The sequence below is a fragment of the Thermostichus sp. OS-CIW-26 genome, from assembly GCF_054058395.1.
The window spans coordinates 13639-32782 of sequence record NZ_JBSSAG010000030.1 but is presented as its reverse complement, the minus strand read 5'-3'; the positions used below and the strand labels follow the sequence as shown (position 1 = coordinate 32782).

The 19144-nt window shown below is 56.5% G+C and carries 21 protein-coding genes, 1 tRNA gene and 1 pseudogene; 8 read left to right on the top strand and 15 right to left on the bottom strand.

All coding sequences use genetic code 11. The features are described 5' to 3' along the window. Nucleotides 1-288 precede the first annotated feature (288 nt). The 3 genes from ACVW0C_RS11305 to ACVW0C_RS11295 form a co-directional block, all read right to left on the bottom strand. Nucleotides 289-362, bottom strand: a tRNA-Pro gene (locus ACVW0C_RS11305). Nucleotides 363-460: 98 nt separating this feature from the next. Next, nucleotides 461-874: an NfeD family protein gene (locus ACVW0C_RS11300; protein ID WP_414389971.1), complete on the bottom strand. Its 414-nt coding sequence runs from the start codon at nt 872-874 to the stop codon at nt 461-463. 90 nt (nt 875-964) lie between these two features. Beyond that, nucleotides 965-1204 carry a hypothetical protein gene (locus tag ACVW0C_RS11295; RefSeq protein WP_011433611.1) on the bottom strand — a complete coding sequence of 80 codons (240 nt, stop codon included), beginning with the start codon at nt 1202-1204 and terminating at the stop codon, nt 965-967. 139 nt (nt 1205-1343) lie between these two features. Between ACVW0C_RS11295 and ACVW0C_RS11290 the strand changes: the two genes are divergently transcribed. Further along, on the top strand, nt 1344-1538 hold the full coding sequence (locus ACVW0C_RS11290; RefSeq protein WP_414384228.1) for a hypothetical protein: 195 nt from the start codon (nt 1344-1346) through the stop codon (nt 1536-1538). Here ACVW0C_RS11290 and ACVW0C_RS11285 read toward each other — a convergent pair. From ACVW0C_RS11285 to ACVW0C_RS11275, 3 genes are all read right to left on the bottom strand, one after another. Beyond that, nucleotides 1514-2596, bottom strand: a complete 1083-nt coding sequence (locus ACVW0C_RS11285) for an SAM-dependent methyltransferase (RefSeq protein WP_457385472.1) — start codon at nt 2594-2596, stop codon at nt 1514-1516. The genes ACVW0C_RS11290 and ACVW0C_RS11285 overlap by 25 nt on opposite strands. Next, on the bottom strand, nt 2593-3195 hold the full coding sequence (leuD, locus tag ACVW0C_RS11280) for a 3-isopropylmalate dehydratase small subunit (protein ID WP_457385470.1): 603 nt from the start codon (nt 3193-3195) through the stop codon (nt 2593-2595). The genes ACVW0C_RS11285 and leuD overlap by 4 nt, the downstream gene beginning before the upstream one ends. A 107-nt stretch (nt 3196-3302) precedes the next feature. Then, a complete protein-coding gene (locus tag ACVW0C_RS11275) occupies nt 3303-3629 on the bottom strand; it encodes a phasin family protein (RefSeq protein WP_011433607.1) in 327 nt (108 codons plus the stop codon). Nucleotides 3630-3671: 42 nt separating this feature from the next. On the opposite strand from ACVW0C_RS11275, the gene ACVW0C_RS11270 reads away from it, so the two are divergent. Together ACVW0C_RS11270 and ACVW0C_RS11265 are read left to right on the top strand one after the other, a co-directional pair. Beyond that, nucleotides 3672-4019 (top strand): hypothetical protein, encoded by a 348-nt coding sequence (locus ACVW0C_RS11270; protein ID WP_457385468.1) that lies wholly within the window; start codon nt 3672-3674, stop codon nt 4017-4019. Further along, complete coding sequence (locus tag ACVW0C_RS11265) at nt 4016-4492, top strand: urease accessory protein UreE (RefSeq protein ID WP_457385467.1); 477 nt, start codon at nt 4016-4018, stop codon at nt 4490-4492. The genes ACVW0C_RS11270 and ACVW0C_RS11265 overlap by 4 nt, the downstream gene beginning before the upstream one ends. Nucleotides 4493-4535: 43 nt before the next feature. Here ACVW0C_RS11265 and ACVW0C_RS11260 read toward each other — a convergent pair whose 3' ends face one another. Next, entirely contained in the window at nt 4536-5255 is a 720-nt protein-coding gene (locus ACVW0C_RS11260; protein WP_457385465.1) for a Uma2 family endonuclease, read from the bottom strand. A gap of 395 nt (nt 5256-5650) precedes the next feature. Next, nucleotides 5651-7579 (bottom strand): S9 family peptidase, encoded by a 1929-nt coding sequence (locus ACVW0C_RS11255; protein ID WP_457385463.1) that lies wholly within the window; start codon nt 7577-7579, stop codon nt 5651-5653. Between the two features lie 419 nt (nt 7580-7998). Here ACVW0C_RS11255 and urtE point away from each other — a divergent pair. Further along, nucleotides 7999-8753 (top strand): annotated as a pseudogene (urtE, locus tag ACVW0C_RS11250) (urea ABC transporter ATP-binding subunit UrtE). Between the two features lie 219 nt (nt 8754-8972). Continuing rightward, complete coding sequence (gene mnmH / locus ACVW0C_RS11245) at nt 8973-10037, top strand: tRNA 2-selenouridine(34) synthase MnmH (protein ID WP_457385461.1); 1065 nt, start codon at nt 8973-8975, stop codon at nt 10035-10037. Here mnmH and ACVW0C_RS11240 read toward each other — a convergent pair. The 3 genes from ACVW0C_RS11240 to ACVW0C_RS11230 form a co-directional block, all read right to left on the bottom strand. Then, on the bottom strand, nt 10030-10833 hold the full coding sequence (locus tag ACVW0C_RS11240) for a M55 family metallopeptidase (protein ID WP_457385460.1): 804 nt from the start codon (nt 10831-10833) through the stop codon (nt 10030-10032). The genes mnmH and ACVW0C_RS11240 overlap by 8 nt on opposite strands. A gap of 192 nt (nt 10834-11025) precedes the next feature. Beyond that, a complete protein-coding gene (locus ACVW0C_RS11235) occupies nt 11026-12060 on the bottom strand; it encodes an adenosine deaminase (RefSeq protein WP_457385458.1) in 1035 nt (344 codons plus the stop codon). Nucleotides 12061-12187: 127 nt separating this feature from the next. After that, on the bottom strand, nt 12188-13066 hold the full coding sequence (locus ACVW0C_RS11230; protein WP_011433592.1) for an isoaspartyl peptidase/L-asparaginase: 879 nt from the start codon (nt 13064-13066) through the stop codon (nt 12188-12190). Between the two features lie 235 nt (nt 13067-13301). Between ACVW0C_RS11230 and ACVW0C_RS11225 the strand changes: the two genes are divergently transcribed. After that, on the top strand, nt 13302-14906 hold the full coding sequence (locus ACVW0C_RS11225; RefSeq protein WP_457385457.1) for an NAD(P)H-quinone oxidoreductase subunit 4: 1605 nt from the start codon (nt 13302-13304) through the stop codon (nt 14904-14906). Nucleotides 14907-14957: 51 nt separating this feature from the next. Here the strand turns inward: ACVW0C_RS11225 and ACVW0C_RS11220 are convergent, their stop codons facing one another. Together ACVW0C_RS11220 and ACVW0C_RS11215 are read right to left on the bottom strand one after the other, a co-directional pair. After that, nucleotides 14958-15554 (bottom strand): Uma2 family endonuclease, encoded by a 597-nt coding sequence (locus ACVW0C_RS11220; protein WP_457385455.1) that lies wholly within the window; start codon nt 15552-15554, stop codon nt 14958-14960. Nucleotides 15555-15619: 65 nt separating this feature from the next. Next, complete coding sequence (locus ACVW0C_RS11215; RefSeq protein ID WP_457385453.1) at nt 15620-16366, bottom strand: rhomboid family intramembrane serine protease; 747 nt, start codon at nt 16364-16366, stop codon at nt 15620-15622. A gap of 193 nt (nt 16367-16559) precedes the next feature. Here ACVW0C_RS11215 and ACVW0C_RS11210 point away from each other — a divergent pair, with 193 nt between their 5' ends. Together ACVW0C_RS11210 and ACVW0C_RS11205 are read left to right on the top strand one after the other, a co-directional pair. Further along, nucleotides 16560-17234 (top strand): response regulator transcription factor, encoded by a 675-nt coding sequence (locus tag ACVW0C_RS11210; RefSeq protein WP_011433588.1) that lies wholly within the window; start codon nt 16560-16562, stop codon nt 17232-17234. An 88-nt stretch (nt 17235-17322) separates the two neighbouring features. Next, nucleotides 17323-18267, top strand: coding sequence for a hypothetical protein (locus ACVW0C_RS11205; RefSeq protein WP_041436629.1), 945 nt, complete (start codon nt 17323-17325; stop codon nt 18265-18267). 172 nt (nt 18268-18439) lie between these two features. Here ACVW0C_RS11205 and psb35 read toward each other — a convergent pair whose 3' ends face one another. Beyond that, nucleotides 18440-18748 carry a photosystem II assembly protein Psb35 gene (gene psb35 / locus ACVW0C_RS11200; protein WP_414331646.1) on the bottom strand — a complete coding sequence of 103 codons (309 nt, stop codon included), beginning with the start codon at nt 18746-18748 and terminating at the stop codon, nt 18440-18442. A 137-nt stretch (nt 18749-18885) separates the two neighbouring features. Continuing rightward, nucleotides 18886-19104, bottom strand: a complete 219-nt coding sequence (locus tag ACVW0C_RS11195) for a hypothetical protein (protein WP_011433585.1) — start codon at nt 19102-19104, stop codon at nt 18886-18888. Between the last annotated feature and the right edge of the window lie 40 nt (nt 19105-19144).

Here is a 19144-nt window from a genome sequence, read left to right as displayed (position 1 = left end):
GTCAGGACTTGGGTCATGGTTCTATCATAACTTCCGCATTCCTCCCGACACTGACCCTACGGGTACAGTGCGGGGCTCCTGCGATTTCTAGCTGATCCGCCCATTTCTTTCATGGCATCGAAGAATCGAAGAGTTTGCTTCTTGCGCCTTCAAGACAAAGACTGCGCCTCCACCAATAAACGCCCGCTTTAGCAGTTAGCAACATCAATGGGAAGATTTTGGGGCCCTGGATAAGCGCGAAGCTATCGGCCAAGAACGCGAATGGCTCTGTTCTTGGTGCAGGCAGGATCGGGATGACAGGATTTGAACCTGCGGCCCTCTGCTCCCAAAGCAGATGCGCTACCAAGCTGCGCTACATCCCGGCTTAGCTTTTGTGATTATGCCAGATCCCCGCCTCTGATGCACACCCAAGCAGGGATCCCTCGCTCAAGGCAACAAGGGAAACAAACATTTGTCCAGGTCAGGACTTGAGCATCTTGGCCGGCATGACAATGAGGGTATTCCCCTGTCGCTCCACCACGTAGAGCTCCTGCCCGGCTTGGATTTCCAGGTTGGGAATGCTGCACTTGGCGTTCCAGGTGGAACCCAGATAAGAAACCCGCCCCCGTTCGCCTGGGGGAATGGGGGTGATTGCCCGCGCCTCGCGAGATTCCTCTACCTGAACCGATCCATGGGGCACCAGACGGCGGCTGAGGATAATCAACACCACCGATGCCCCAATCCAGGCGGCAAATTGCACCCAGATTGGCAAACCCAAATAGGCCAAAAGCCCTGCCAAGAGCGCCGCCAGCCCCACCGAGCCGGCAACCAATTCTGGCAAAAACAATTCGGCAGAAATGAGGACTAACCCGATGACGATCCAAGGCCAAACCATAGAATCCAGGGATCCCACCAAATTCAGTATGGCTCAAAACCCCTGGATCCTCAGCAGGGATCCCTTGTCCTTAGGGAGACTGGTTGGGGCTTACCCGCCCAAGCGGTAATTCTCCAAAAACTGCAGGGGATCCATCTCTTCCTGAGGGGAGCTTTTGGGTAGGTTCTTGGATTCGGCGATCCGCATCAAGGTCTCCCAGTCGGTGCTCATGACAAAGGCCACGGCTTGGCGAGCCGCCTCTCGGTGGGGGCAGTCCTCTCCCAAGACACAGCCATCTCGACAGAGGGTGGCGCAATCGTGCGCAGTGCTCCTGGGATCCGGGCCGGCCATGATGTCTTCCTCTCGGTGGGTTTCACGTTTTCTTTAGGATACCTGAAGAGAATCTTGCGCTTGCAGGAGATTTTGGGCAGCGCGGGTAGCTTAGATGAGGAAATGAGGCGACAAGACCTGTTCAAGCAAGAGGAGCCTTATGGAGTTTTCGCAATTGCAAGCGCTGGTGGATCGAGCCTTGGAAGACAAGAAGCTCACCCGCACAGAGGTGGATCAAATCGTCAGCGCCATCCGGGCCGACGGCAAAATCTCCCCCGAAGAGATAGGCTTGCTGGAGTCCATTCGCGAAATGGTGCTCCGCCGGGAGATTCAGGTGGTGGAAACGGCAGATTGAGGGGCAGGGATCCCCTGTTGCAAGTAGAGGGTGACTTCGCTGCGATTGTGAAACAGGTGGCGGGCTCTCACCAGGGGGAAGGCACTACCCAAAATCTCCAGACTTTGCCGCAGCACCCGCAGGCGGTGTTGGTGGGGTAGCTTCAGGGTCATCACAGCTCTCCCCTGTGGCTGCAGATGGGGGGCAAAAGCCACCATCAGGTGGGCGGAAGCCGGGCCATCCATGCGCATGTCGTTGAGGATCAGGTGAAACCGGCCTGGGCCACGGGCCAGGTAGGCTTGGGCGCTGAGGCGATGGTGGCGGATCCCCGGATCTTGGCTGAGGCGCTCGTCCAAGTCCCCCGGATCCACTGCCGTGACCTGCTGGCCATATAGACGCAAAATGCGCGACCATCCCCCCGGTGCTGCCCCCAGATCCAGAGCCTGTCCCCCCGGCACCAAGGGAATCTGAAACACCTGGATGGCCTCCAGCAGCTTAAACTCGGAGCGGCTGATTTGCTCTGGATCCCGCCGAAAGCGATGGATCCCACCGGCCCAGTTGGAGAGGTTCTGGGCAGCCAAGGATAGGCCCAGCCAAGCGCGAATGCCCATCGGTTGAGCCAGGATCACCACCGAGATCACCTGCTGTGGGTCTTTGACCTCCAGGGGAGATCCCACCGCCGCGATCACCTGTTCGGCCAGGGTTTCATTGACCTGGAAGGGCTTGAGAGCCGGCTCTCCAAACAGGCGCGTCTGAACCGAAAAGCTGAGGGTGGGGTCAATGGCTGCCAACATTTCCCCATCAAGGCGCAATTCAACTAAGGATCCCTCGGCCAGCCGCCGTTCTTGGTGAATGGGGCAGATGTGGCGTAAAAAAATGGGCGGGTCAGCTTGCCAAGCCTCAGCCAGGTCAGCAAATGAGCGTTGGCTGCACACCCATACCAAGCCAGGTGCTTCCTTTAGCCGCTGCACGGCAGCCTCTGGATCCGCAGCTTCTATCTCCCGGATCGCCAAATCCATAAAATCCGGGTCGGCGCTGCCCAGCCATGTATGGGTATCAGGGGGGAGAGGATGGCTCAACGGGCTCGCTGCCAACGCACGTAGGGTAAAGAAGCGGCTACTTGCTGAATCTGGGCTTGGGCGGCCAGCAGTTGTCCTGTGGCGTCCCAGGTGCCCTGCACCAGCATTTGCCAGGCTCCCTGGGGGATCTCCACAGCAGCGGTATTTGCCTCCCAGCGCACCTGTTTGTTGGGCAGATCCAGCGTCAACTGGAGCTGGGGATTTTCCGCCACCGCCTTCTGCAGGGCTTGAATCACAGCCGGGGGTGCCGTAACACAAGGGATCCCTAGAGCCAAGCAGTTGCCGAAGAAGATCTCGGCAAAGCTTTCGCCAATGAGGGCGCGGATCCCCCATTTGGCCAGCGCTTGGGGGGCATGCTCCCGGCTGGAGCCACAGCCAAAATTGGCATTGACCACGAGGATCTGGGCTCCCTGGTACTGGGGTTGATCGAAGGGGTGTTGGCCGGGATCCTGGGCGCGGTCGTCGGCAAACACGTGCTGGCCCAAGCCGTCGAAGGTGACGCACTTCAAAAAGCGGGCCGGGATAATCCGATCGGTGTCGATGTCGTTGCCCAGCAGGGGGATCCCTCGGCCTGTGATGGTCAAAACTTCGCTTGGCATGGGAACTTGATGAATTCTCCTAGAGAGGACTTCAGGGTATCGCAACGTTCGGCAAAACCCTGCCCAACGGCAAAGGAAAGCCGGCAAAAGGGGAAGGCTCAGCTCGGCTACCGGCGGTAAACCTGATTTTCCAAATTGCGCACCTGCCGCTCCAGCCGATCCAGCCGCCCCCGCAGCTCGTCCATTTCCGATTGGCGGGGCACGCCCAGATCCTGCAGGACGTTGCGCACCTGCCGCTGAACGTAGGATTCAAAGTTACTCTGCTCGGCCTTCACCTGGTTGAGCAGGTTGTTGATGACATTGGATGCCTCTTCTGGGTTGAGCTGCCCCTTCTGCACCAAGTCGTCGGCAGCCTTTCTCAACTGTTCTGCCAGCAGAGTGGTTGTGCCCACGCCCATTAGCAAGAGCTGACGTAAGATACTGTTGTTGTCCAATGCTGCCCTCCAAAGGACGCTTCGCGAACGGTACGGGCCTCCATGACTACCCATTTTCCTCAGTTTGCCCTCAACTTCGCAACCGGCTCGGCCAGTTTCTCCCTTTCGCCTGAGGCGGCACAACAATGGCACAAGGCTCTGCAAATCCTCTTGGAGCGACTCAAGGTTCGCTCGGGCAGCTCCCGGCAGCAGCCTCAGGATCCGGTTGAGTTTCATCATTCTGCTGCCGACTTCTCTTTGGAGATGTTCTGCAACCCCAACATCTGGGTCGGCCCCCACGCAGCCAAGGTCTTGGTTACTGTGAAAACGGAAGGGCTGCGCCTTTCCACCGAAGTGGAGTTCTCTCGCCTTCAAGAAGACCTCAGCCAATATCTGGAGTCCCTAACATGAGCGAAGATGCCCATGCTGCGGGAGAGGAGCCCGCGGCCATTACGGTGATGCAACTGCTGGACGAGCCGCCAGAGGGGATCCCCGGCCACTTGGAAGTGGTTGCCCTCACTTGGCACGACCGCCAGCGATCCCGGCAACGGCTGGTGAGCGACTGGGGCACCGAGATCCAGCTGATGCTGCCCCGCGGCACCCATCTTCACGATGGGGATCTGCTCTATGCGGATGCGCAGCGACACATTCGGGTCAGAGCCCAACCCGAACCGGTGCTCTTGATTCAACCTGAAAACCCCATCCAGATGGGCCAGGTGATTCATCAACTGGGCAACTGGCACCGCCCGGCCCACGTTTCCCTCCAAGGACAGATCCTGGCGCTGGCCGATGATCCGCTGCAGGACTGGCTGGCCCACATGGGGATCCCGTTTCGGTTGGAGATGGCTGTCTTCGAGCCCAACCTGTTGGCCCACAGCCATTAACCTGAGCCTTTGCGAGCGCAAACCCGTCCCTCCGACTCATGGCCTAGGCTCCAGCCTCTGCTTCTCGGGTTGCCAACCGCGCTGCAAACTCTCGGTGTTCCTCCGACTCAATTCCCCTTTGCAGCACACCCAACACCTGCTGCATGTTGCCCGTCAGCAGCGCGTCCACGGCTAACCACAACCCCGGAAACACCCGACTGTACAAAACGCCCAACTCATTGGGCTGTTGCAGCACGTACTCTCCATTCTGGAAGACATACCAGCGAAAGGCTTGCTCTTGGGTTAGCCAGACCAGATATTCCCGCACGCCGTTGCGCCGGTAGGCCCGCAGCTTATCATGCAGGTCGTAGGAAGCTGTGCTGGCGGCAATCTCCACAATCAGCTCCGGTGCACCCTCAATGTAGTCATCCTCGCTAATGCGGGACTGTCCCCCACAAGATTCGTGCATCCGCAATATGGCATCTGGCTGCGGCTCATTGTCCAAGTCCAGGCGAACGGTTGGATTGCCCGCCGACTCAACCCCCGGCGTTGCTGCTTCATAAACTCCCAGCCAGGCCATGATGTGGCTGTGTGGTCTGCCATGTCGGCGATATCTGAGGGGAGATGCCACGTAAACAATTCCCTCAATCAGCTCGGCTTTTTTGAGCTGAGGCATGGCTTGATAGCGCCGTTCAAACTCATCGCGGGTGAGACGATCGCCGCTTTCTAAGATGGGCAGTTCACGGAAGGAAGGGCTACTGACGCTCATGACCAGCTGATACATTTACGCTGAACACTGCTGAACATCACTGTTCAACTATGCAGCGATAGCATTCTGTTTGTTTCCAAACAGAATGGCGGTATCCCGCAAAGCTTTGAGTAGAATACCCAAAGCGCAGTTTCCGTGTCGTCTTACTACCAATTTTCTGCTTTGCTTTGGCTACCATGTTGGCAGACTCGAAAGTAAACAGAAAGATCAACTGGTAGTAATCCGTACTGAACATATTATACATTATTTTCAGTATAGTTGAGCTTATTATTGACTAGAGTCATGCTCCATCCGGGTTGGCTGGTAAGTCCATCATAGAGGGGCTGCTCTGTCGCGACAGCGTTGTGGAGCAACAATGGGCCATAGATGGGACGGGATCCCTTTCTATTCGACCCATTGAGCAGTCATCATCAGGTGTCCAAGTTCTCGATCCGAACGGGCTCAAAAGGTTCTGCCAGCGGAAACCCCAACACCTGGGCATAAAAGTAAAGCTCTGCCTCCAAAGCCCGTTTGATGTTGGCCGCCTGGCGAAAGCCGTGTTGCTCTCCCTCGAAGGGCACATAGGCCACTGGGATCCCTTTGGCCCGTAGGGCTGCCACCATCCTCTCCGCCTGATTGGGGGGCACGATGGCGTCTTCCAAGCCTTGAAAGAAGATAACCGGACAATTGAGGCCCTCTAGGTGATGAATGGGGGAACGCTCCCGGTAGAGATCCCGTCGCTCTGGGTAGGGGCCAATGAGGCTGTCCAAGTAGCGAGACTCGAACTTGTGGGTCTCCTGGGCCAGGGCTTCCAGATCGCTCACCCCGTAGTAGCTGGCACCCGCCCGGAAGACCCTGTGGAAGGTCAAGGCCGCCAACGTGGTATAGCCACCAGCGCTGCCCCCTTGAATGAGCAGCCGTTCCCCATCCACCTTGCCCTGTTCTGCCAAAAATTGGGATCCGGCGATGCAATCTTCCACATCTACCAGGCCCCACCGGCCTTTGAGAGCATCCCGATAGGCCCGTCCGTAGCCGCTGCTGCCCCGGTAGTTCACATCCAAAACGGCAATCCCCCGACTGGTCCAGTATTGGATCCCCAGGTTGAGCACGGCTGCCGTCGCCCCGGTGGGCCCGCCGTGGCTTTTCACCAGCAGGGGTGGCTTTTCGCCAGCAGGGGCAACAAAGTCTCGGTTCTTGGGGGGATAGAAGAAGGCGTAGGCCACTTCCTTGCCGCCACCGGTGGGAAAAACAATGGGCTCTGGGATCGACAGATAGTCGGGATCCACCGCCACGCTGCTGGAACGGGCCACCACCTCCACTTGGCTGGAGGGTAAGTCTAGGCAGACCAAGGCAGTGGCTTCCGTCGGGGATCCGGCCAGGAAAGCGGCTTTTTCCCCACTCACCTGCAAACCGCTGATCTGGGTGTAGGGCAAAGGGATCTCTTCCTGTTGCCCCGACTGGGGATCCAGGTAGGCCAAATGGCACAGACCCCCCTGTTGGTAGCAGGCCAGAATGCGCCCATCCCCAGCAAAGCCGTAGGTGCTCAGGCCAAACACCCACTGCGGCTCTCCAAACTCCGCTTCCATAGGGCAGAGGGGAATGGGGCCCTGGGGATCCCAGCGATAGAGGTTCCACCAGCCGCTGCGATCCGAAACAAAGTAGAGATCCCCCTCCGGTGACCACTGGGGCTGGAAGATCGACTCGGCAGGGCCACCGGCTAGCTTTTGGGGCTCTCCTAGAGTGCCATCTGCTGCCACCTCTGCTCGCCACAGTTCCGTCCCATCCCAGGGCATCTGGGGGTGATCCCAGGTCAGCCATACCAAGGTCTGGCCGTCTGGACTGAGGCGCGGGCTGGCGTAGAAGTCGTGCCCAGAAGCCAAAATCTGCTGGGATCCACTTGCTAAGTCAATCGAGACAAGGCTGTTTTCCGGCTCTCCCTGGCGGCTGTGATCCTCCCGCACACAGAGGATGCGTCCACGCGCCCGATCCACCACCCCATCTGCATAGCGATAGGGGCCTGCTTCCGTCAGGGGCTGGGGATCTGAACCCGGCAGCAGGCGGTAGAGCCGTTGGTCAGCGAAGTTGCAAAAATACACTACCCCTGCCGACACCCAATAAGCTCCACCCCCATACTCATGCACCCGTGTCCGCACATTGAAAGGTGCGGGTGTCAGCTCCACCAGGATCCCGTCGGCAGAGCGCCGCATCAACACATTGCGCCCTTTTTCTTGCGGGCGACCCTCCGTCCAGTAGAGATCCCCCTGATCCCAAACCATCTGTCCCAAGCGCAGGGATCCCGTCACCACCAGGTCAGCGGTAATCGGGGATCGCCAAGATCCATAGCCGGCCTGCTGCACCATAGGCTGTTAATTCTCCACCCCAGAACCCCTATTATGCCGGGAGCAAGGGATCCCTGCCTCTGCCTGCAGCCTGCGGGGAAAGGGAGCCGAGAACAGGCTCGGATTCTGGGAAAAGGTATCCCGCGATACAATTCTCTCCGGGCTGAATGGGTTTGATGGAACACGTTAAGGCAACAGGGATGCACAACGCTTTCTCGACTGCAGGATTAGCCTTTCCCCTGTTGACGTTGGGAAGGCATTCGGTGAAAGCCTCAGCTGAGCGCAGTTGGGCAGGTTCAACACATGGGCGAGGTGATGAGCTAAGTGCTTCCCTCTGTTGGCCGGGCTGCTGCAACTGTACTTCTTAACACCCTTTGCACTCACTTCGTTTCGGAGATCACCGATGGCTCTATACATTTAATCGTCGTCAAGTGCTGAAAATGGGCGCTCTGGCAAACGCGACCGCAACGCAAAACTTATCCCGAGATGGATCCGGGCCTCTCCTGGAGGTCTCCAACTTGAGGGTTTACTATGGTCAGAGTTTAATTGTGAAGGATCTCTCTTTTAAGATCTTTCCCGGCCAAGCGGTTTGCCTTCTGGGCCGCAATGGTATGGGCAAAACCACCACACTTAAAGCCCTGATGGGACTTCTGAAAGACTGCACAGGCAAAATTGCTTTTGAGGGCCGTCCTATCAACCATTACCCTCCCAATTGGCGAGCCCGCGCCGGTATTGGCTATGTACCCCAAGGTCGAGAGATATTTCCCCGCCTAACGGTTGAGGAAAACCTGCTGGTGGGGCTAGAAGCAGCACCGGACAGAGAACGGATCATACCTGAGTTTGTCTATGACCTATTCCCAATTCTGCGTTCTTTTCTTAAACGGCTGGGTGGGGATTTGAGCGGTGGGCAGCAGCAGCAACTGGCCATCGCCAGAGCTTTGGTGGCAGAGCCCAAACTTTTGCTCCTGGATGAGCCTACAGAAGGATCCAACCCTCCATCATCATCGAGATTGAAGAAGCCATCACCCGTATTCAAAAGGAGCGGGGCGTTTCGGTGTTGCTGGTGGAGCAGTATTTTGAGTTTGCCCAAAGTCTGGCCGATTACTTTTATCTTATGGAAAATGGATCCCTTATCATGGAGGGGCCGACTGACCAAATGGACGAAGAAAAAGTCCGAGCTCACCTTTCTATCTGAGGTGGCACCTGGAGAGCCTGAAAACCTCTATAACTTTTTTGAGAGCGGCAAATGGCATCCTGCATGTTCCAGAGACCTTGCCTAAACTTCTGGAAAAGCGAGAAGTCCACCTGCGAGGGGATAGGCTAGGGTTAGCCCTGGGCTTCCTTGAGCAGCAGCGTTGGCTAAGCTAGAAACTGTTCAAGATTGCGCTAGCTTGCCATTTCCATCCACAGGTTTGTGTCTCCTCCGATTCACTTCACTGCAGAGCCCTGGCTGCACACCTACAGCGAAATTATCGATGTGCGCTCTCCGGCAGAGTTCGCAGAGGATCATTGGCCGGGAGCCATCAACTTGCCTGTACTCTACGATACAGAACGGGCGGAGGTGGGCACGCTCTACAAGCAGGTGGATCCCTTTACAGCCCGCAAACGAGGGGCAAGCTTGGTGGCCCAGAACATCAGTCGCCACTTGCAAACCCATTTTGCCGATAAAGATCGCGATTACCGGCCCCTAATCTACTGCTGGCGGGGAGGGCAGCGCTCTGCCAGCTTGGCATTGGTGTTGTCCCAGGTGGGCTGGCAGGTTACGGTTTTGCAAGGTGGCTACAAAACCTACCGGGCCTGGGTGCGCCGACAGCTGCAGATCTTGCCCCAGGAATTTACCTACCGAGTGCTCTGCGGACCAACAGGGAGCGGCAAAACCCAGTTGCTTCACCATCTGCGCCAACAGGGATCCCAAGTTCTCGATCTGGAAAAGCTGGCCTGTCACCGGGGATCCCTCCTGGGGGCCGAGTGGGGGGTGCCACAGCCCAGTCAGAAGAGCTTTGAAAGTCAACTGGTGCAGGTTTTTCTCCAGTGGGATCCCGCCAAGCCAGTCTGGGTGGAGGCTGAGAGTGCCAAAGTGGGCCAGCTCCATCTGCCGCCTGCCCTTTGGCAAGCCCTTACCCAAGCCGACTGTGTCGAAGTGCAGTTGCCTCTAGAGGAGCGGGTGAAGGGGTTAATCGCCCACTATCCCCACTGGATTGCTCACCCCCAAGCGCTAAAGGGGAAATTGCTGCCTCTGAAGTCCCGTCTTGGCCAGGGCCGCCTGCAGCGTTGGTTTGAGCTGATCGACGCCCAAGACTGGCCGCAGTTTGTGCAGGAGTTGCTGGAGCAGCACTACGACCCCACCTATCGACACGGGCTGCAGCAAAACTTCAATCGCCTTCGGGACCGGATTGAGCTGTCTGACCTTTCCGAGACCAGCCTCAGGGAAGCTGCTGCTCGCCTCATCCAGATGCCGCTTGGATCCCTGGCTAGGTGAGCACGATAAACTCCAAAGCCCGCAACACCTCAAACCACTCGGAAACTTCCAGCCGAACCGTGGAATCGGCAATCCACCGGCAGCCGGGATAAAAAGACTTGCGGTAGGCCCGAGCGGGATCCTTGTAGTCCACTTCCAATTGAAAGTGATCCGGCAGTGGGCGAGGACGGTAGGCCGACAGCCGCCTCAGGGATCCCTCTACACCTTGGCGGATGGCCTGTAGAACCTGCTGCGGATGTGGCGTAATGACCGACTGGCCTATCCCTTTGTGGGTGACCACCGTCTCGATGTGGGCGTCATAAGCTTTCGCTGCGGCACACACCTCCGCATCTCCGGCTACAAACACAACTGGGACTCCCTCATAGGCAGCCGTGAGGCTGACCAGGTGAAACTCGGCGATGGCCTGGCCGTTCAGCCGGATTTGGCTAACTTCGGTGGTGTAGGTGTGGGCGAGGGGGTTGGCAGCAGAACCGGCGCGGGCATGATAGCCGATCAAGATCAGGGCGTTGTAACTGCGATCCAGCTCTTGCACCATACAGTAGGGGTGGCCGCTCCAGCCGCGGATGAGTTGCACCGGCTCCGGCAACCGTTCGGGGATGAGGTTCCGCCCGGAGTCATGGGCATCTTTGACTGTGATCTGCGTGGCTCCGGCAGCCAGGGATCCCTCACAAGCCGCGATCACTTCTCGGGTCATCTGCTCTCGGAATGCCTCGTAACCCGGCTGGCCGATGGTGGCCTCATCCCAATGGCTGATGCCGGCGATCCCTTCAATATCGGCACTGATATAGACCTTCATGCTTGGCTCAGTGGACTCAGCATTGGATTCTGTTGGGCTTCATCCACCCTCGGATGCCGCTCAGCATCGCTCTGGGCAAGGGATCCAAGCGGTTATTTCCCTTGCGAAAGCTGCCCCTGTCTCTGTTACGGATCCCTTCCCTATTCTCAAGAAGCTCGGATGAAGAATAAAGACTCCGTCCCGCTGAGGGGATCAGAGAGCCACCAAAGAAGCAGATACCCCCTGCTGTAACTCCGACAACAATGAGGCCGGACGCCCCTTGTAGGGCCAGGCAAAAGCGTGACGAAAGGCTGCTTCCTGGCAGTGTTTGAGCTGCTCGAAATCGATAATGTCGTGGGTCAGCAGGTTCTCGTACTCAAACGGCAGGCGTACATTGTGCAAGCCGGCGTTGTCGGTGCAGATGGCAATATCCACCCCCGCGTCAAAGCAGCGGTCAAACACAACCTTGAGGGGCTCCAAACTGGGCAGAGTTCCCGTTTTTAGATAGGTGGTGGGACAAACTTCCAGGCATTGGCCTCGCCGCGCCAGCTCCGGCAGCAATTCTGGATAGTGGAGAGGGATCTGAATGCCGTGGCCGATCCGCGAGACATAGGGCAGCAACTGTGGGTAGCAGCCATCCAAAGTTTCGTACAGGTGGGCAGTGGTTTTCAGGCCGCGGGCCAGCGCATACTTGAACAGCTCAATCCACTCGTCCATCCGTTCGCCGTAGGGCTTGTCTCCCCCGGCCAGGTCGATGGCACACACATACTCCGACTCAGCGGCAGCTTCCACCATGGCCCGGTTGATGTGGCTGGGCAGGCGTGAATGCAAACAGACGATCTGGGTGGTGACGATGGGATACTCCCGCTGCTGGCTGGCCTGCCCCACCGTCTCGATTACCTGGCGCATCTGCTTGAGGCGCTCCGCCTCATCCAGGCTGGGATCCGTGCGTAGGTAGGGAGTGTAGCGAATCTCCAGGTAGGCCAGATCCTCAAAGACGTAGGCTCCCCGCAGCAGGCGGTAGATAAAATAGGGCAGGGTTTCCAGGGTTTGCACCTGTTCCACCAGCGTGTGCAGCTCCAGGTAATCTTCGAGGGTGTTGCGCGGGCGGGTGTAGAACTCCTCGAACTCGGCATAGGTGGGAAAGCGCTCTGCCACAGGGGATCCCTGGCGGTGAAAATAGCGCCACAGAATTCGGGGGACAACCGAACCGCCCAAATGACGGTGCAACTCCGCGTGAAGTGCCATAAACGCTCTACAGTGGCCCGCCAGGGGGCAGACTTGGTTTGTTTAAGTACTATTTCTACTCTTATCCTACTCTTATCCAACCGCCTCAGGCTTGTCCAGGTCTAATCCCGCAAGCCCGGCTAGAAGTTTAGATCGTCAAGCCGATCCCCTGCCCATCGTGATAGGCGGCCAGCAGTAGGTCGGTGGTGGTATCCCAAGCAATCTCGCCCGAGCGCGATAGAGCAATGGCCCCAAAGGAGCGGCGACGTTGGCGGGCCTCTTGAAAAGACTTAGCCATGGCAGCCTTCAGGCTGAGGCCATCTTCCACTCGAATCACAATCCGCGCCGCCAAGCTCTCATCCAAAATATCTTCCCCGACACCAGTACAACTGACCCCCGCCGCCGCACTGGCATAGGTTCCCGCTGGAGTGGCCGAATCGCTTACTCGCCCCACCCGTTCAAACCCCCGCCCGCCGGTGGAGGTGCCGGCACAGATTTGCCCCTGTTGATCCAGCGCCACCGCCCCCACCGTGCCCATGGCCAGAGCAGTGAGAACCCTAGTTGGGGGATGGGTTTGGCGCAACTGCACCCACTCTTGAACCCGCTTGAGAGTGGCCGGGTCATAGACCGGCAACTGCAGCTCCCGCGCCAGCTCTGCTGCCCCTTGTTCGGCCACCACGCGATCCGGGCTTGATTGCAGAGCCTGGGCCATGAGGATGGGATGCTGAACTCGGCTGACGTTGATCACCCCGCTAAAAGACTGGGTGGCCCCGTTCATGAGAGCGGCGCTCATGCGGATTTGCCCATCCGATTGCAAGACCGACCCCGTCCCGGCATTGTAGAGCGGATCATCCTCCAGCAACTGGCAGGCATGCATCACCGCCGCCTCGGCACTCTGCCCAGCCAACAGCAGCTCGTAGGTGCTCTCCACCACCTGCTGCAGGGATCCCCTCACTTTTTCCAGGCTGCTTTCCCCTTCCAGGGCGCTGCCGGCTCCGCCGTGGATGATCAGTTTGGGCTGAGGCATGATGAGATCGGTTACCTTGTGAGAACAGTGGAAGACTATATTTTGATTTTCGGGTACAACATCCACCCATGCATCTGCTCCATCCCAGGGATCCCAACGCAAAGGGAGAGGGAGCCTTAAGATAATCCTGTAGATTTGCTAAGCATAGATACTCAAGGGCGATTCTGGTAAAGGGCTGTCGGATTGCAGCCGGCAGGGATCCCCCTGATGGTATGGCACAAGCGAGGTTACATCCATGGCGCTGCCCAGCTTGCACGAGTTTCCTTGGCTGACCACGGTCATCGCTTACCCTGTGTTGGCCGCCCTATTTATTCCCCTGATCCCAGCACCGGCTGGGGATCCCAGTACCCGCGCCTACGCACAAAAGTTGGCCGAGCGGATCCGCTGGTTTGCTTTGTTCATTGCGGTCACGGATCTGCTGATTCTGCTGGCCGGCTTCTATGTCGGCTACGATCCCGGCCAGACGGGCTTGCAACTGCTGGAGCGCTACACCTGGGTACCCCAGGTGGGCTTGAGTTGGTCGGTGGGGGCTGATGGCCTCTCCATGCCCCTGATCCTGCTCACGGCGTTTATCACTACCCTAGCCATCTTGGCCGCTTGGCCGGTCACCCTCAAACCTCGCCTCTTCTACTTTTTGATGCTGGCCATGTATGGCGGGCAGATCGGGGTGTTTGCCGTGCAGGACATGTTGCTGTTTTTCCTGACGTGGGAATTGGAGCTGATCCCGGTGTACTTGCTCCTCTCCATTTGGGGGGGATACAACCGCCTGTATGCGGCCACCAAGTTCATCCTCTACACGGCTCTCAGCTCCCTGTTTATCCTGGTGGCAGGTCTGGCTATGGCCTTCTACGGGGATCCCATCAGCTTTGACATGACGGATCTGGCCCACAAGACCTATCCACTCACCTTCCAACTGCTGATGTATGGGGCCTTCCTCATTGCCTATGGGGTGAAGCTGCCCATTTTCCCCTTGCACACTTGGCTGCCCGATGCCCACGGCGAGGCCACTGCGCCGGTGCACATGTTGCTGGCCGGGATCCTGCTCAAGATGGGGGGCTATGCCCTGATGCGCATGAATGCGGGCATGCTGCCGGATGCTCATCTTTACTTTGCGCCAGTGCTGATCGTGTTGGGGGTGGTGAACATCATCTTTGCCGCCCTCACCTCTTTTGCCCAGCGCAACCTGAAACGGAAGATCGCCTACTCTTCCATCAGCCACATGGGCTTCGTGCTCATCGGTATCGGATCCCTGACGGAGATCGGCATGAGCGGCGCCATGCTGCAGATGATCTCCCACGGGCTGATCGGGGCCAGCCTGTTCTTTTTGGTGGGGGCCACCTACGACCGCACCCATACGCTGGAGCTGGAGGAAATGGGCGGCGTTGGCCTGAAGATGCCCAAGATCTTCTCCATGTTCACCGCCTGCTCCCTGGCTTCGCTAGCCCTACCTGGGATGAGCGGCTTTGTGGCCGAGATCATGGTGTTTATCGGCATGGCCACCACCGATGCCTACTCTCTCCCCTTCCGGTTGGTGGTGGTTTTCCTGGCAGCAGTTGGGGTGATCCTGACCCCCATCTACCTGCTGTCGATGTTGCGGCAGATTTTCTTTGGCCCGGAGAACAAAGAGCTCACCGAACACGAAGAGTTGGTGGATGCCGAGCCGCGCGAGGTGTTCATCATTGCCTGTCTGCTGATCCCAATCATTGGCATTGGGCTCTACCCCAAGCTGGTGACCAGCCTCTACGACCAATCCACCAACGCCTTGGTGGCGCTGCTGCGGCAGGAACTGCCCCAAACTGGTGAGACGGTTGCCCAAGCTCCTGCCCTCTACAACAACTGAATGTTGAATTTGAATTGAGAATTGAGGGATGGAAGGAGATCCACTCTTTTTCTATCCCGCATTGGACTTGTGGCTCTCGCCAGCTTGAACTTGCATCCAGCCGAACAAAGTTGCGATTGTCAGTTGGATCCCTTGGGCAAACGCAGGAGTGGGGATCACCTCTTGGGGATCCTCATGTACTGTCGGCTGCTGCCCGGCAGGGTAGGCGAAAACAACCCTTTCTTCGGGATCCACCACCCACCCCATTTGGCAGCCGTGATCCAGGCCGATCAAGATTTTTTTGACCAGCTTCATTGGATTTTGATTGGGAGAGAGAATCTCGATCATCCAATCCGGGCAAAAGGGGATGAGATTTTGAATGGTGCCATCTTCATCTACAGGGATCCGATCCCAGGGGATCACAGAAATATCGGGCACAATCGCGTATCCGGCGAAGGTGCAGCGCAGCTCTGGAAAGGCCCATCCAAGGCGCTTGGGTTTGAGGTTTGCATTTATGAAAGCAGCGAGTTCCCCTTGCAGTAAGCTATGTTTTCCTTGTGGCATGGGCTTCTGGATAATTTCTCCCTCGATGAACTCGCTGGCTGGCTCAGTTTCTGGCTGCTGGAGAAAGTCCTCCAGCGTTAGAGGCTTGGCAGATAGACTGACCATGGCTTTCTCCCATCACGCTGCTATCCGATTAACAATAGACTGAGAAAGTATCAAAGCTGATCAAATCAAAACAGATCCCTGTCACGTTGTTGCCAAGTCATTTGGCGGTCATAAGGGCTTTTGCCGGAAAACAACCCCATCAGCGGCCCCAAAATGGCCCCAAACACAAAACCGCCCGCATGGGCCCAATAGGCAATCCCCCCACCCTGCATACCGATGTTGGTAGGCGTCTGTAGGCTGGCAATGCCGTAGAAGGCTTGCTGGATGAACCAAAAGCCCAGGAACACCCAAGCCGGAACGTAGAGGGTTGTGGTAAAAACACCCAAGGGCACCAAGGTTAGGATCTCGGCCCGTGGAAAGCGCAAAATATACGCTCCCAATACGCCGGCAATGGCACCACTTGCCCCCAGTGAAGGAATGGGGGATCCCATGTCGAAAAACCACTGCGTTAATGCAGCCAAAGCTCCGCAAGCCAGGTAAAAGATGAGGTAGCGCACATGGCCCAAGCGATCCTCAACGTTGTTGCCGAAAACCCACAAAAAAAGCATGTTCCCGCCAATGTGGAGAAAGCCCCCATGCAGAAATTGTGAGGTGAATAGGGTTATCCATTCCGGACGCGACGAAGAGGTGATCTCCCCTCGAAAACTGGCCGTCAACTCTATCGGTACCACTGCCCACTCCCGGAAAAAAGCTGCCAGCTCTTGTGGCGACAGGGTTAGCTGGTACAGAAAAATTAAGATGTTAACGATCACCAGGGCATAAGTGACATAGGCTGTGCGGGTGGTTGGGTTGCGATCTTGCAGGGGTACCACAGTTAAGATCCAGTCGACGTCACCCTCTAGCCTAACCTGTCCTTTCCCACCCCCCCAGGCTCACCTCTAAGCCCCTACCTGAGGCTACACTGGGGTAACCTGCTGGGAGCTTTGCTGGTGAACCTATTTCAGTTTTCAGTCAAGCCCGCCCGGCAGAGGATAAACTGCAAGGCTGGACTAGAGGAGTGGATTGATGTCCGAGGTTGAAAGCCCCACTGCCCCGCTCAAGTTTTTGATCGTCGAAGATCATCCAGAGGTGGCCCAGAACAACTGTGAGTGGCTGCAACGCATTGCAGCAGATGCTCAATGTATTACGGTCACCAATCCCATGGACGCCATCCTGCGCCTGCAGCGGGAACAACCAGACTTGGTTGTAGCCGATCTGCTCTATGGTCAAACCAGCGGAGAGCAGTCTGCCGAGCCTGGCCTAGAGTTCCTGCGTCATATCTTTGAGAACTACCCCACCCTGAATGTGATGGCCTATTCCAGCGAGCCGCTGCTGCTCACTCCATTGGTGGGCCTGATCAGCAAACACCAGGGTGGGTTTGCCGCGGTCAACAAAATGGAACGGCGCACCGTGTTTTTGGAGGGGGCCAAAAGTGCCCTCAATGGAGAATTGCGCATGCCGCGGGAGTTGCGCGGTCTTACGAAGCTGACAGAACGAGAAATTGAGGTCTTGAACTTGCTCTGCAAAGAAGCCCTCACCGATCAGGCCATCGCAGATCGCATTCACACCAGCAAGAAGACCGTACAAAACTGTATCCAGAGGCTCAAAGAAAAGTTGGATATTTTCGGCTCTGAGGATGAGATCAATGCTCGCGTTGCCATGTGTATGACAGCCGTTCAGAAAAAGATTATCCAGTGGTGAAACAGAATAGATTATGAGTTTGTCTCTAAACACTACTTTGGCATAGATTGCCAATGGAGCTTATCCAAGAAGTGAGGGGGGATAAGTGATGTTATTAGAGGCCGAGACAAAGCTGGTACGGGATAAGTCACTGGGATACCTCGTAACAACAGAAGAAACGCCAATCGAGAAATGGAGCCCTTTTACTTTGCTGATGCGTGTTGTGTCGGTATCTTTATCTACATTGCTACTTATTGGACTTCCTATCTTCGCAGTTCTATCGGCAATACTTTCTGCCTTAGGGACATGGATCCCTAGCACTTTGGCCAGTGGCATACCTCCTATTGCTATGGCTTTTTCTGGATTGTTGGGTGGTTTATCGATGCTTCTTTGGTACTATTGGTACTCAAATCAACCCTATAAATCTAGGGTTGTTATTTTGAGCAATGGCTTCATTTATCATGACATCTATCGTGACATCCTAGGAAAGCAGAACAGACTTGCCTATAGGTATAACGAAATTGTCTCAGTGAACGTGGACTTCAGAAAGAAGAGTGTCGGTTTTGTCAAATCAGAATGCTACCCATACTACAGCTACTACATCAATTGCCAAGGAAATCCTGTCGTATCTATATCTTCCCCGTCTTTGCCTTTGATGAGGTATGTAGCCAGCTACATTTGCTCCACGCGCTGGAAAGGCATGAGAGAAGCAATTGAGCGTGGACAAGAGGTTTCATTTGGATGCGTTGCCATAAGTAGGGAGTACGTTAGAGTCAAGGATTTCGGTTCTTCAGAGCGATTGTTATTTAGGATCCAGGCTATCAAAGAGATTAAGCTGTGCATTGATAGTGAGGATGGTTACGTATTCCGCCTGGAGTTTATCTCAGGGTCTAGGTCAACAAAGAGCTCTGATTGTTACTTCCGCTGTGACAAGGTAGATAACTTCCATCTATTTTTCAAGACACTCAAGCTTGTGGGTATCCCTATGAACCTTTCTGAGCTTCCAGCACGTCTCACCTTTGAGAATCATATTAGACAGGCAACAGATGGCTAGACACCAACCGAATGGAGGAGGCACCGATCTTTGGGTACAGCCTTTCCAGGAGATAAGCGAGGTAGTACTGCACGGCAAAGACAAAGAGCACGCATGAGGAAAAAGCAGGCTTCCATAGCTTCCGCCTTTATTTCCTCGAGACGACTGGGCGCCGGACAGCTTTCAACTTGGATCAGTGGATCCCCAGTGCAGAGGCAAACACACTGTGGCCCACAATGGCCTCTACCACAACACTGATGGCAAACCCCAGCATGGCCAGCCGTCCGTTCCATCGCTCGGCCTTCTCCGTCCAGCCAATCTCCCACTCCGGCGGGGTATCGCCGTCTTGACCGTACTGCGGCACGTACCGCGGGCGACCGGCGCCTTCCCAGCCAGCAGGGCGCTTGGAGTTGAAGAAAGCCATCGAGCCAATCACAACAGCGGCCACCAGCCCGGCCACCATGACGGCAATGTAGGGGAGGAAGGGATTGTCAAGCATCATCGGACTGTCGAGATAGGGATTGAAGGGTGAAAAAGCTCCCAAAAAGGGTAGAGCTGTAACATCTCAAAGCCGAAGAGAAAGTCTGTGAGATGTCCAATGTGGCTCTACCGAAAAGTTCTTCGACAAATTATTGCAGGTTATTGCAGACCTAGCCACTGGGCGAGAGTGCTGGCAAAAACACTGTGGCCCAGCACCGCTTCTGTAGCAATGCTGATCACCAAGCCCAACATGGCCAAGCGTCCATTCCAACGCTCCGCTTGCTCTGTCCAGCCTGGGATCCAGTCGTTGGTGGTGTCGTAGTACTGGGCAACAGAAGCGGAGTCCAGACGAGAAGGGATTCTGGGAGACGATTGCATTGCTAATACCTCGTATTGGTTGCTGTAACCAAACTTAACA

What these genes read in the sequence shown, in the direction of transcription:
- ACVW0C_RS11235 (WP_457385458.1), bottom strand. Translation starts at nt 12,060, where the DNA reads ATGGCACTTCACGCGGAGTTGCACCGTCATTTGGGCGGTTCGGTTGTC.
- ACVW0C_RS11295 (WP_011433611.1), bottom strand. Translation starts at nt 1,204, where the DNA reads ATGGCCGGCCCGGATCCCAGGAGCACTGCGCACGATTGCGCCACCCTC.
- ACVW0C_RS11300 (WP_414389971.1), bottom strand. Translation starts at nt 874, where the DNA reads ATGGTTTGGCCTTGGATCGTCATCGGGTTAGTCCTCATTTCTGCCGAA.
- ACVW0C_RS11270 (WP_457385468.1), top strand. Translation starts at nt 3,672, where the DNA reads ATGACTACCCATTTTCCTCAGTTTGCCCTCAACTTCGCAACCGGCTCG.
- ACVW0C_RS11255 (WP_457385463.1), bottom strand. Translation starts at nt 7,579, where the DNA reads ATGGTGCAGCAGGCCGGCTATGGATCTTGGCGATCCCCGATTACCGCT.
- ACVW0C_RS11225 (WP_457385457.1), top strand. Translation starts at nt 13,302, where the DNA reads ATGGCGCTGCCCAGCTTGCACGAGTTTCCTTGGCTGACCACGGTCATC.
- ACVW0C_RS11195 (WP_011433585.1), bottom strand. Translation starts at nt 19,104, where the DNA reads ATGCAATCGTCTCCCAGAATCCCTTCTCGTCTGGACTCCGCTTCTGTT.
- ACVW0C_RS11205 (WP_041436629.1), top strand. Translation starts at nt 17,323, where the DNA reads ATGTTATTAGAGGCCGAGACAAAGCTGGTACGGGATAAGTCACTGGGA.
- ACVW0C_RS11240 (WP_457385460.1), bottom strand. Translation starts at nt 10,833, where the DNA reads ATGAAGGTCTATATCAGTGCCGATATTGAAGGGATCGCCGGCATCAGC.
- leuD (WP_457385470.1), bottom strand. Translation starts at nt 3,195, where the DNA reads ATGCCAAGCGAAGTTTTGACCATCACAGGCCGAGGGATCCCCCTGCTG.
- ACVW0C_RS11210 (WP_011433588.1), top strand. Translation starts at nt 16,560, where the DNA reads ATGTCCGAGGTTGAAAGCCCCACTGCCCCGCTCAAGTTTTTGATCGTC.
- ACVW0C_RS11220 (WP_457385455.1), bottom strand. Translation starts at nt 15,554, where the DNA reads ATGGTCAGTCTATCTGCCAAGCCTCTAACGCTGGAGGACTTTCTCCAG.
- psb35 (WP_414331646.1), bottom strand. Translation starts at nt 18,748, where the DNA reads ATGATGCTTGACAATCCCTTCCTCCCCTACATTGCCGTCATGGTGGCC.
- ACVW0C_RS11265 (WP_457385467.1), top strand. Translation starts at nt 4,016, where the DNA reads ATGAGCGAAGATGCCCATGCTGCGGGAGAGGAGCCCGCGGCCATTACG.
- ACVW0C_RS11260 (WP_457385465.1), bottom strand. Translation starts at nt 5,255, where the DNA reads ATGTATCAGCTGGTCATGAGCGTCAGTAGCCCTTCCTTCCGTGAACTG.
- ACVW0C_RS11290 (WP_414384228.1), top strand. Translation starts at nt 1,344, where the DNA reads ATGGAGTTTTCGCAATTGCAAGCGCTGGTGGATCGAGCCTTGGAAGAC.
- ACVW0C_RS11230 (WP_011433592.1), bottom strand. Translation starts at nt 13,066, where the DNA reads ATGCCTCAGCCCAAACTGATCATCCACGGCGGAGCCGGCAGCGCCCTG.